Origin of the sequence: Saccharothrix sp. NPDC042600 (assembly GCF_040647305.1) — a bacterium.
Taxonomy (GTDB): domain Bacteria; phylum Actinomycetota; class Actinomycetes; order Mycobacteriales; family Pseudonocardiaceae; genus Actinosynnema; species Actinosynnema mutabilis.
The window spans coordinates 219317-230974 of record NZ_JBEZBW010000001.1 but is presented as its reverse complement, the minus strand read 5'-3'; the positions used below and the strand labels follow the sequence as shown (position 1 = coordinate 230974).

Genomic DNA, 11658 nt, shown 5'->3' with positions numbered 1-11658 from the left:
GCCGGCTACGGTGCGGGCCGCACGAGCACGTCTCTCCCTGCACACGTCCGGAGACCGACTCATGACACGTTCCCTCCCACGCATCGCGCTCGCCGTCGCCGCCGCCGCGGCGGCGGCCGTCGTCGGGCTCAGCCCCGCAACTGCACAGGCCGACCCCGTCAAGGGGCTCGCCGACAGCGTCACCGACACCCTGCTCGCCGAACGCGGTCCGGTCGTCGCCGCGCAGCGCGGCACCGCCCTGGACCACCGCGCGGTCGTCGAACCCCGCCGCTCGACGGGTGACTGGTCGTTCGGCGCGGCCACCATCCCCGGGGACGCCGAGGACCACGCGCCCGACGCCAGCCTGTACGTGGCCCACCGGGTCGCCGGGCGGTGGCAGGTCGGGATCCTGGGCAGCGAGCGGTTCGTCGCCCTCGCCCGCCAGGCCCCCGCGTCCGTGGTCGGCGCGGACGAGAAGACGCTGTTCGCCGCCAACCACGAAGCCGCTAGCGCCGCGCTGCCGGTGGACACCGGTCTGGCGCTGCCGGTCAACGCCGCCGCCACCGTCGGCTGGGGCGGCGGCCCGCACGCCAACGACGGCCGCGGATCGCTCTACAGCTCCCTGGACTTCGGCGGCACCGGCACCGAGATCCGCACCGCCGCGGCCGGCCGCGTCTACCGCGCCTGCGTGGACGCGGGCTCGTCCGCGACCGCGTTGATCCTCGTGGTGCACGCCAACGGCTACACGACCGGCTACTACCACCTCAACCAGCGCAGCGGCTTCCCGGCCGACGGCACCGCCGTGGACCTCGGCTACTACCTGGGCACGGCGGGCACCAACACCGCGTGCGGCGGCAGCGCCAACGGGGCGCACGTCCACTTCACGCTGCGCTCCGGCGACCGCGACAACCTCGCGTTCGAGTCGGTGGTCGGCAAGACCATCGGCGGCTGGACCTTCCACACCAACGGCTCCAACTACGACGGCTACGCCACCCACGGCGACCGCAAGTCCCAGGACGGCGGCAGCCTCTACAACTACGGCCGCTACAGCGGTCCCGGCCCGTTCGCCGGCACGGTCAACTCCTCCAACGGCGCCAACATCCGCTACAACACCAACACGTCCACCAGCTCGGTCATGTACACCGCCCCCAACGGCCGAGGCCTGGCCATCAGCTGCAAGACCACAGGCAGCACGGTCAACGGCAGCACCACCTGGTACCGCCTGACCGACGCCGACCACGTGGCCGCGTCCCTGGTCACCACCAGCGCCACCATCCCCACCTGCTGACCACACCCCCGCCGGGGCGTCCGACCCGTGCAAACCGGACGCCCCGGCAAGCCGCATCTTTGCGTTGATCCACGGCCGAGGTTGGGATCTTGTGTCCGGATCACGTCGATGCCGGTGCGGAGGTGGAGGCGACGGTGGGGCCCGACGCGGACGTTCCCGCCCCGGGGCAGGTGGGCGTGGCGCGGGGCGGGCGGGTGTTCCAGGCCGGGCGGGACCTGCACGTGCACGGGGACCTCGCCGTGCCGGAGCCGTACCCGGCGCACCCCGTGTCGGTGGCCCTGCCGCACGGGTGGGCGGCGCGGTCGGTGCGCGGACGTGGAGAGCTGCTGGACCGGTTGGCCGACGCGACCGGGCAGGTCGTCGTGCTGCACGGCGTCGGCGGCTGCGGCAAGACGACCGTGGCACTGGAATTGGCGCGCCGGACCGGGCCGCGGGTGTGGTGGGTGGACGGGAGCAGTGCCGCGAGCCTGGCTCAGGGATTCGGGGCGGTCGCCCTGCAAGCGGGGGCGGGCGAAGCCGAGGCGCGGTCGGCGTGGGGCGGGCTCGGGTCCATGCCGGACCTGCTGTGGCGGGCCCTGCACGGGATGTCGCAGCCGTGGTTGCTGGTCGTGGACAACGCCGACGACGTCGGGCTCCTCGCGGACGCCCAGGGTGTCGTGGTGGACGGCCACGGGTGGCTGCGCACCCCGGGCCCCGGCGGCACGCTCGTGGTGACCAGTCGGGACGGGCGGGCGGAGGCCTGGGGCGGGTCGGCGCGGCTGGTCGCCGTCGAACCGCTGGCGGGCTCCGACGCCGCCGCCGTGCTGGCCGACCTCGCCCCCGCGGCCGGCGGTCGCGCCGACGCCGAGGCGTTGGCCCGGCGGCTGGGCGGGCTGCCCCTGGCGTTGCGGCTGGCGGGGTCCTACCTGGCGGCCACCAACCGCGTCCCGGCGCTGTCGGGGGTGACCGAGCCCCGCACGTTCGCCGAGTACCTCACCGCGTGGGAGACCCGGTTCGCCGACATCGTCACGCGCGGGCTGGACCAGCCGGTGCCGGTCGAACGCCGGGCCCTGCACCGCACGTGGGAACTGTCGCTGGACCTGCTCGCCGCCCGCGGCCTGCCGGTCGCCCGCCCGCTCATGCGGCTGCTGTCGGTCCTGGACGGCGCGCGGATCCCCGGTTGGCTGCTGCACCCCGCCGTGCTGTCCGACTCGGGGCTGTTCGGGTCGGCGAGCGCCGCGGACCTCGCGCACGCCGTGGCGGGGCTGGCCGGGGTGGGTCTGGTCGACCGCGTCGGGCCGGGGTGGGACGCGCTGGCGGTCCACCCGGTGGTGCGCGAGGCCAACCGGCACCAGGCCGACGCCATCGCCGCGATGGGCGAGTACCTGTGGTTGGCCGTGCGGTTGGTCGAGCACGCCGTGGCCGGCATGACCCACGACGATCCCCGCCACTGGCCCCGGTGGCGATCGCTGGCGCCGCACTGCACGCACCTGATCGACCAGTTCGGTCCACTGTGGACCGATGAACGGGCGTTGGCCGTCGCGCGGATCGCCCACCGCGTCGGCGACGCCTGCCACGCGGCGGGCCTGCACCTCGACGCCGACCGGTTCTACGGGGCCACGGTCGCCCTCCGGTGGTGGGTGCTGGGCGCCGAGCACCCCGACACCCTGGCGGCCCGCCACTGCGTCGCCCTCATGCTGCGCGACCGCGGCAACCTGTCCTCCGCCGCCGCGGAGCTGAGGCGGGTGCTCGACCTGCGCGAGGCGGTCCTGGGCGCCGAGGACCCCGCCACGCTGGCCACCCGGCACGAACTGGCCAGGGTGCTGCGCCGCCAGGGAGACCTGACCGGAGCCGAGAGCGGGCTGCGCCACGTGCTCCGCGTCCGCGCACGCGTCCTCGGCGTCGCGCACCCGGCCACCCTGGACTCGCACAACAACCTCGCGTTCGTGCTGCGCCAGTCCGGCGACCTCGCCGAGGCGGAGCGCGAGTTCCGGGTGGTCCTGCGGCTGCGCCGGGAAGTCCTCGGGCCCGAACACCCCGACACCCTCACCACCCGGCACAACCTCGCGGGCGTGTTCTGGCGGTCCGGCCACCTGGCCAGGGCCGAAGCCGAGTACCGCGACATCGTCACGGTCGGCAACCGGGTGCTGGGCCCCGAACACCCGCAGGTGCTGCACAGCCGCCACCGCCGGTCGTGCGTGCTGCGCGACCGGGGGTTCCCCGAGATCGCCGAAGCCGAACTCCGCGACATCGTCACGATCGCCGAACGCGTCCTCGGCAGGGACAACCCCGACACGCTCCTCGCCCGCCTCGACCTGGCGCTCGTCACCGGCCACCCCACCGCCGAAGCACAGGTCCGCGACGTCCTCGCCGCCCAGCTCCGCGTCCTGGGCCCGCGCCACCCCGATACGCTGGCCAGCGAATACCACCTGGCCCGCATCACCGGCGACCACCAGCGACTGGACTCGTTGCTGACCACGTGCCGCAGCGTGCTCGACGCCCGACACCACCTCATCGGGATACTCCTGGCGTCGATGCCTTCCCGGACGCGCAAGGAGGGGCGATGACGATCCACGATCGGCGTAGCGGCGCGGACCCGCCGGACGGGCAGGTGCGCAACGTGGTGGACAGCGCCACGGTCTCCGGCGGGCTGGTGCAGGCCCACACCATCACCGGCGGCATCCACCACCATCACCACCCCGCCGCGCGGCCGGTGCCAAGGCAACTCCCGCCACCACCACACGGGTTCGTCGGCCGCCTCGACCACCTGGCCACCCTCGACCGCGCCCTGCCCACGACCGGCGCGGTGGTCATCTCCGCCGCCGGCGGCATCGGCAAGACCTGGCTCGCGCTCACCTGGGCGCACCGCAACGCCCACCGGTTCCCCGACGGGCAACTCTTCGCCGACCTGCACGGCTTCAGCCCCACCGCGCGGCCCGCGGACCCGGTCGACGTGCTCGGCGGGTTCCTCGACGCCCTCGGCGTCGGCCCGACCGAGCAGCCCGACGAGCCCGACCGCCGCGCCGCCCTCTACCGCAGCCTGGTCGCCGACAAACAGGTGCTGGTCGTGCTGGACAACGCCGCCGCCGGCGAGCAGGTCACCCCGCTGCTCCCCGGCGGCGACCGGTGCGCGGTGCTGGTGACCAGCCGCGACCGCCTGCACGGACTCGTCACCCGCCACGGCGCCCGACCGGTGCGCCCGGACGTCCTCACCGACACCGAAGCCCACGACCTGCTGACCACCGCCCTCGACACGGACCGCGCGGGCCCGGCCGACGAGCTGGTCCGGCTGTGCGGCGGGTTCCCGCTGGCGCTCGGGCTCGTCGCGGCCCGCGCCGCCACCGAACCGCACCTGCCCCTGGCCGACATCGCCGCCGACCTGCGCACGCTGGGCCTGGCCGCGTTGGACTCCGCCGACCCCGGCGCGGGCCTGCCCACCGTGCTGTCCTGGTCCCTGCGCCGGCTCACCGAGCCGCAACGGCGGGCGTTCGCGCTGCTGGGCGTCGCACCCGGACCCGACATCGGCCTGCTCGCCGCCGCCTGCCTCACCGGCCTGTCCGAACGGGACACGCACGCGGTGGTGCGCGCCCTGGCCGACGCCTCCCTGGTCGAACGACTGCCCGGCGGCCGGTACGGCATGCACGACCTCGTGCGCGCCTACGCCGCCACCCTCGCCGACGACCGGACACGCGAAGCCGCGCTCCGGCGCGTCGTCGCCTTCCACACCCACACCGCCCACGCCGCCACCGCCGTGATCTTCCCCGAGCAACCGCCGCTCGACCTCACGCCACCGGCCCCGAGCGAGCACACCCCCGCGCTACCCGACCCGGCGGCGGCCCTGGCGTGGCTGGCGGCCGAGTACCCGTGCCTGCTGGCGGCCCAGCGCACCGCCGCGGCTCGGCACTGGCACGAGACCGTGTGGTGGCTGGCCCACGGCCTGCTCGCCCACCACGCCCGGCACGGGCACCCGCGCGACCGGATCACCGTGTGGCAGGCCGCCCTCGACGCCGCCGCCCACCTGACCGACCCCATCACCCGGTACATCGCCCACCGCAACCTCAGCGACGCCCACGCCAAGCTGGGACAGCACGACACGGCGAGCGAGCACCTGACCCAGGCCCACGCCCTGACCGAGAACCACCCCGATCCCCTGTTCAGGGCCCACACCCACCAGATGCTGGCGTGGAGCTGCGAACGACAGGGCGACCTCCGGCGCGCCTACGACCACATCAAGCAGGCGCTGGAGCTGTTCCTCGAACTCGGCGCACCCTGGGACGCCGACGCGCTGTACGAAACCGGCTGGTTCGCCGCCCGCGTGGGCGAATACGACACCGCCCGCGACCACAGCAACGCCGCCCTCGCCCGGTACGGAACCCGCCACCCCGAGGGCAGGGCCGCCGTGCTGGACAACCTGGGCTACACCGCCCACCACAGCGGCCACCACCGGGAGGCCGTCGAGCACTACCGACAAGCTCTGGACCTGTGGCGCGACCTCGGCAACCTCCACGAGGCCGCCGACGTCCTCGACCACCTCGGCCACCCACACCTGGCGCTCGGACAGCACGAGCGGGCGCGAACGGCGTGGCACGAGGCGCGGGACCTGTACCTGCGCCAGGGACGCGACGAGGACGCCGCCCGCGTCCAGCACCACCTCGCCGACCCGTCTACCGGAGCGCCTTGACCATGATCAGGCAGGGCGTGCCCGGCCAGAGGTCGCGGGTCTCCTCCAGTGGCAGGAAACCCGCGGCCCGGTAGAACTTCCTGGTGTCGGCGTAGCCCCGGTCGGGGTGGGCCGCTCCCAGCGTCTTCACCTGGAGCAGCCGGCACCCGTCCCCGCGCAACGCCTCCTCGGTAGCGGAGACCAGCGCCCCGCCCACGCCTCGGCGATGCCACTCCGGGTCCACCGCCAGCAAGTGGACCTCGGCGGACTCGGTGTAGTGGCGGTGGTACAGCAGGATTCCCACCGCCGCGACGCCGGACTTCGCGACGAACCCGGGCAACCGGCCCGCCGCCGCGATGTACTCCGCGTTGGCCTCGGGGATCCCGAACCACGCCGGAAGCCGGTCGAGCAGGCGCTCGGTGATCGCCGCCGACTCCGGTGACGCCGTGAGCCCAGACACCCGGTACTCCACGCCACCAGCCTGCCGGGCACACAACGCGCGACGCCACCGGATTTCCGGGCTACCCGGCGCGCCGGAACTCCTCCCACGTCGGCAGGGGCGAGCGGGGGTCGTCGTGGTCGATCACGTCCGACTGCCACTCGTAGCCGGTTCCCCGACGGCGGGCCTCGGCGTAAGCCTCGCGGTAGGCGGCGCTGAACGCCTGCCGGTCGGGGTAGTCGCGGCTGTCGAGGACGAAGTGCGCCACGACGTCACCGCCGGCCGTCTTGCCGAAACACGTCCGGATGATCGGACGTTCCCCAGCTCGTTGCCCGGTGTCACCCACGCCTGGTCTCCTCCTGGTCCTGCGCCGCGGCTTCGGCGAACATTTCCTCGACTTTTGCCCGCTGTCGCCCGCTCAACTCATGGTAGGGCTTGTAGACGGTGTTGTGGTACACGTCCGCCGCGACCGACGCGCGTCGCGTGGTGAGCTGGAGTTCGAACGGGAACTCCTGCCCGTCGACTTCCTTCTTGATGATGAGCGGAATGACGCGGTATTCGTACTTGCCCGGTTTCGGTTGCGCGTACATGTTCTCGATCTCCAGGATCCGGCCGCCGTCGCCGACCCCGAAGTGCTCGACCACCCTCTTCAGGACCGTGTTGAGCCGGCCCATGTCCTCCACCGTGATCCGGGCTCCGACGGCGTCCAGGACGTCGCCGCTGCGGTAGCCGGGCCGCGGGGCCTGGTGGGGCGGGTTGCCCGCCGTCATCCTCCTGACCTTGTCCAGGATCGCCTCGGCCGACTTCGTGCGGATGCTGATCGACGCGCCGGGAGCGACCTGCTCCAACTCGTCCAGGACTTCTTCGTGGACTTCGAGGGCGAGTTGGTCGGCGAACGATTCGAGCAGGCGTAATTGTTCTTCGTCGGGATGCGCGCCCACGTCACGCCTCGGGTCGCGTTGTTTCTGGGAGTCCGAGAACTCCTGTTTGCGTGACACGCCCGTCGGCGCGGTGTTGATCTCGGGGGTGACGGGTTCGAAGACCTCGCCGCGGCCCGGGTGGTCCCGGAGGTAGTCCATGAGATCGGTTCCGCGCAGGGTCTCCCCGGCTGCCAGTTGGGTCAGCAGTTCCAGGGTGCGTTCCCGTTGGGCCGGTTTGAGCAGGTTCGCGGTGACGTTGAGCGGGTGCGTCCCGTGGTCGTCGAGCAGCTTCGTCACGACATCCGCGACCTCCGGGTGGTCGGCGAGCGCGGCGCGGACGTGGTCAGTGGCGGCGTCCGCTCCCTCCTCTGTGGACTCGGGCCGTGGTTGGTCGTCGGCGTTGTCCGTTGAGGTTCCCGGGTTGCGGTGGGTCGGTGTGTGGTCCGGCTCGTCGGGTTGTGGGGGTGTGCCGGGGCGTTCCGGACGGTTCGGGCGTTCCGGCGTGATCGGGTTGCCGCCGCCGGGTTCCTGTCGAGGCTGGTCCGGGGCTTCCGGGTCGGCCAGGCTCGGCGGGTTGGCCGGGTCGTCGAACCGCGGTTCGCGGTCGCCGGTGGTAGGCGCTTCCGGCTCGGCGGCCGGTTGGCGCGGGGGCTTCGGCTGCTCCGGCGCGTCCCCGTCCGGGATCGCCGTCACGCCGGTCGCCGCCAGGCCGAGGGCGGCGGCCGTGGGGCCGTGGCGGAAGCCGGGGTTCACCGGCGCGCCTGGACCCCCGCGGTCGGGCGGTGTGCGAGGCGGTTGCGGGCGCTGTGGTTCCGGTTCGCGGTCCGGAGCACGTCGCGGAGAGGTGTCCTTCGGCGTGGTCCGGGGAGTGGTCGGGGCCCGGCCGGATTCGAGCAGGTCGTCACTCTTGCGCCCGGCCCGGACGAGGTCGTCCAGCCGAGCGCCGCGCAGGACGTTGTCACCGAGTCGGCCGGCCCGGGCGGCGCCGGCCACCGCACCCCGCAGCGGACCGAGGGTTCCCCGCGTCGGCGCACCGGCCAGGGCCCACAGCGCTTCGGTGTGGAGGTCCTTGCAGTCGCCCTTGTGGGCGCAGTCCTTGCGGGCCTGGTAGACGTTGGTGCCGCCGCCACCCAGGACGGCGTCCACGCCCAGCGCGACCGAACTCTTGACCGCGTCCTCGACCTCGCGGGCCTCCACCTTGCCGTCGTCGTCCACGCGCCGCCACTGCCGGTCGAGGTCTTCGGCGTTGTGCTCGATCTGCTGCTTGCGGGGGTAGATCGTGACGTTGCGCCCGTCCGCGGTCGTCTTGCCCTTCTCCGGACCGAGCAGGACGCTGTCGCGCAGCTTGTTCCCCACTTCCGCGGGCACACCGCCGTGCGAGACCGCGACGACCGAGCCGCTCCGGGTCTCGCCGAGGGAGAGGTTGGCGTAGCGGGGGTCGGAGGGCTTGCGCCACTCGTTGACCTTCACCGTCTGGCGCACGGTGGTCGGCTCGCCGTTGACGACCGTGTCCACGTCGGCCTCGACCGACTTGGAGGTCGGGTGCAGGTAGCCGCTGAGCGGCATGTCGTGCACCACCGACGCGCCGGTGCGGGCGTTGGTGACCCTGGTCTTGTTCTCCCCGACCTTCTCCACGACGTGGGTGTCCCGCTCGCCGGGGTTCCGCCCGGAGATGGCGTCGTGGTAGTCGGCCATGCCCTGCGCGATCCGCAACCGCAGGTCCCGCTCGGCCCGCTGGGCAGCCGCCCCCGGCCCCCCACCGCGCTGCGCCTCGGCATACGCCGCACGCCCCGCCGCCAGCCGAGCCTCCTGCTCCCTGCGCGCCGCGTACTCCCGAGCCGTCCGCGACTCCTTCTCCGCCGCCGCCTCAGCCAACCGCAACGACTGCGACACACCTCCAGGCTTCGGTGCCGGAGTCCTCACCGCCGGCTTCGGTGCCGGAGTTCTCACCACCGGCTTGGGCACCGGCACCACAGGCACCGCCGCACCAGCCGCCCGAGCCCGCCGCGCCGCCGCACCCGGAGCCCCACCCCGCTGCGCCTCCGCATACGCCGCACGCCCCGCCGCCTGCTCCCTGCGCGCCGCGTACTCCCGAGCCGTCCGCGACTCCTTCTCCGCCGCCGCCTCAGCCAACCGCAACGACTGGGACATACCCCTGGGCCTCGGCACCGGCTGCGTTGGCGGCGCGGGAACAGCCGGCTTGGCCCGTGCCGCCGCCTTGGCCGCGGTCCGGCGCACCGCCTCGTCACGCGGACCACCCGAGGGCAGCTTCACCGCTTGTGGCGCAACGGCATTCTCGGGCCTCGGCACGGCGCGCGGCCGTGGTGCCGGCGGCGTCATCCTCACCGACTTCCGCATGCGCGGCTTCGGCGTGGAAGGTTGTGGCCTGGGGTCAGCGATCCACCGTCGCGGCGTCGGCGGCACAGGCGGCTTCACGTCGTGCGACCGCGAGTGCGGGGCGCGCGGCTGCCTCGGCTCGGGCGTCCGCACCTCCGGCCGCCTCGGCGGAGTCGGCCTCACCCCGGGAGACCTCGGCTGCCGCGCCGCCGGCGGCCTGATGTCGTGCGATCGCGGTTGCGTGGCCCGTGGCTGCCTGGGCTTGGGCGTCCTGGGCACCACCTTCGACCCGGGCACGGGCTTCCCGGTGGCCTTCTGGCTCGGCACCGGCTTCGGCGCGGGCTTGGGCTTGATCCTCGGCTTGGCCGCGGGTTGCGCTGCGGGCTTCGGCTTCGCGGCGGGCTTCGGCTTGGGCTTGGCCGCGACGGGCTTCGGTTTGGTCGTGGGCCTGGGCTTCGCGGCCGACTTCGGCTTCGGCTTCGCCTTGGTCTGCTTGGGCTTCGCAGCCGGCTTCGGCTTGGCCGCGGGCTTCTTGGCCTTGGCGGGCGACTTCCTCGCCGGCGCCGGCTTCTTCGCGGCGGGCTTGGGCTTGGGTTTCGCCGCCGCCGGGCGCGATGTGCCCTGGCCCTTCGGCGCGGCCTCGGCCTCCTGCGCGCCGAGCGCGCCGAACGCCAGCGTCAGCAGGCCACCCGACGCGGCGTACAGGGCGGCCTGCCGCATCCTGTTCCGCTGGGACGTCACGACCGACCTCCCGCCGCGCCCGGTGCCGCCCCGCGCGGATCACTGCCGGATTCCACCATGCGACTCCTCACTCCCAGTTGGCACTACTGGGCAGAGAAGGTCACACCGACCGGTGCAATCGCGGTACAGAACGGGTCGCGGCACGCTGCACCACCCGCGCCCACGTCCCACGCGTGATCACCAGCACGACGACCACAACCAGCGCACCCACATCAGTCACCAACGACGGCAACACCCCGACAACCCCGAACCGCTCCCGCGCCGCGGTGAACATCTCCGCCGGCGCGAGCGCGCAGATACGCTGCGTGATGTCAAAGGGGGTAACCGATGGAGATCCGGATCGTGCTGACCGCCCCCGGCGAGGCGGAGCCGGCCAGAACCGTGCTCGAAGACCTGGGCCGGGCCCTCGACGGGCTGGCCGGCACCACGTGGGCGATCAGGCAGAAGCCGCCCGGGTTCAGTCGCCCGTTCGGCGACGCGCGCCACCTCCTCGACGTCGTGCTCGGCTCCGACGACCGAGTCCGCGTCATGGCCGAGGCCGTCGAGGGCTGGTTGCGCGACCGGGGGCGCGGTGTGGTGCTGAGGGCGACCGTGGTGACCACGTCGGTGGACCTGAGCTACCCGAGCAGCCCGCACCCACCTGCCGCCATGATCCTCAACCTGGTCGAGGAGGGACGGCAACGACTCCGCGACGTCGTCACACGGACCTACCTGCGCGACCTGTACGACGGCGCCGTGAGCCCTCGCGTGCTCAACCACCTCGCCGACAACAGTGGTACCGCCGTGCAGGCCGGCGTGGTCAACGGCGATGTGAACATCTACACCGGCCCAGCACCGGCACCCCACCACGACGTACCGATCATCCTCACCGTCAGCTACAAGGTCCCATCCGCCAAAGCGGTCGATGACGGGTTCCAGCAGCTGTGGCGCCGGCGACCCAGCACCCACGACATCGGAATCATCGTGCTCGTCGAAGGACGCACCGCCCAAGCCGTCGTACTGCTCGGCATCCGACCAGTGGTGGTCGACTTCCACGACAAAGTCAGCGAAGCCCATTCGAGGTCTTCAATCCACAACTTCAGCATCGAGCTGGGTGTGGACTCACGAGCAGTCGAACCGGAACCACCGCGGGTGGTCGCCCATGAACACGATTTCCCGTTCGCCGTGACGATGGGCAACCCCGAATTGTTCCACTTCACGATGAGCGTTCCCGCTACCTACCACGCCAGCTGGCGCCTGGAGCTGGACTGGGCCAGCGCCGGCCGCACCGGCACCGTGGTGATCCCCGACAGCGGGACGTTCGCGATCTGACCTC

General features: G+C 73.1%; 8 protein-coding genes. 5 read left to right on the top strand and 3 right to left on the bottom strand.

The genetic code is table 11. The annotated features are described in order from the left end of the window. The first annotated feature begins 61 nt into the window (after nt 1-61). The 3 genes from AB0A74_RS00870 (at nt 62) to AB0A74_RS00860 (ending at nt 5927) form a co-directional block, all read left to right on the top strand. Entirely contained in the window at nt 62-1267 is a 1206-nt protein-coding gene (locus AB0A74_RS00870; RefSeq protein ID WP_358246804.1) for a M23 family metallopeptidase, read from the top strand. Between the two features lie 134 nt (nt 1268-1401). Next, nucleotides 1402-3813, top strand: coding sequence for a tetratricopeptide repeat protein (locus AB0A74_RS00865; protein WP_358246803.1), 2412 nt, complete (start codon nt 1402-1404; stop codon nt 3811-3813). Beyond that, entirely contained in the window at nt 3810-5927 is a 2118-nt protein-coding gene (locus tag AB0A74_RS00860) for a tetratricopeptide repeat protein (RefSeq protein WP_358246802.1), read from the top strand. The genes AB0A74_RS00865 and AB0A74_RS00860 overlap by 4 nt, the downstream gene beginning before the upstream one ends. On the opposite strand, the gene AB0A74_RS00855 is transcribed toward AB0A74_RS00860, so the two are convergent. From AB0A74_RS00855 to AB0A74_RS00845, 3 genes are all read right to left on the bottom strand, one after another. After that, nucleotides 5911-6366, bottom strand: coding sequence for a GNAT family N-acetyltransferase (locus AB0A74_RS00855; RefSeq protein ID WP_358246801.1), 456 nt, complete (start codon nt 6364-6366; stop codon nt 5911-5913). The two genes, AB0A74_RS00860 and AB0A74_RS00855, sit on opposite strands and share 17 nt — an antisense overlap. Nucleotides 6367-6427: 61 nt before the next feature. Further along, nucleotides 6428-6691, bottom strand: a complete 264-nt coding sequence (locus AB0A74_RS00850; protein WP_358246800.1) for a hypothetical protein — start codon at nt 6689-6691, stop codon at nt 6428-6430. Continuing rightward, nucleotides 6684-9158, bottom strand: coding sequence for a hypothetical protein (locus AB0A74_RS00845; RefSeq protein WP_358246799.1), 2475 nt, complete (start codon nt 9156-9158; stop codon nt 6684-6686). Before AB0A74_RS00845 ends, AB0A74_RS00850 begins: the two co-directional genes overlap by 8 nt. A gap of 307 nt (nt 9159-9465) precedes the next feature. On the opposite strand from AB0A74_RS00845, the gene AB0A74_RS00840 reads away from it, so the two are divergent. After that, the gene (locus tag AB0A74_RS00840; RefSeq protein WP_358246798.1) at nt 9466-10692 is read left to right on the top strand and encodes a phage holin family protein; all 1227 of its coding nucleotides are present in this window, start codon (nt 9466-9468) and stop codon (nt 10690-10692) included. Next, nucleotides 10671-11654, top strand: coding sequence for a hypothetical protein (locus AB0A74_RS00835; protein ID WP_358246797.1), 984 nt, complete (start codon nt 10671-10673; stop codon nt 11652-11654). Before AB0A74_RS00840 ends, AB0A74_RS00835 begins: the two co-directional genes overlap by 22 nt. Nucleotides 11655-11658 lie beyond the last annotated feature (4 nt).

Bases quoted from the DNA above. Each gene is read 5' to 3' on its own strand.
- AB0A74_RS00870 (WP_358246804.1), top strand. From the start codon at position 62: ATGACACGTTCCCTCCCACGCATCGCGCTCGCCGTCGCCGCCGCCGCG.
- AB0A74_RS00860 (WP_358246802.1), top strand. From the start codon at position 3,810: ATGACGATCCACGATCGGCGTAGCGGCGCGGACCCGCCGGACGGGCAG.
- AB0A74_RS00835 (WP_358246797.1), top strand. From the start codon at position 10,671: ATGGAGATCCGGATCGTGCTGACCGCCCCCGGCGAGGCGGAGCCGGCC.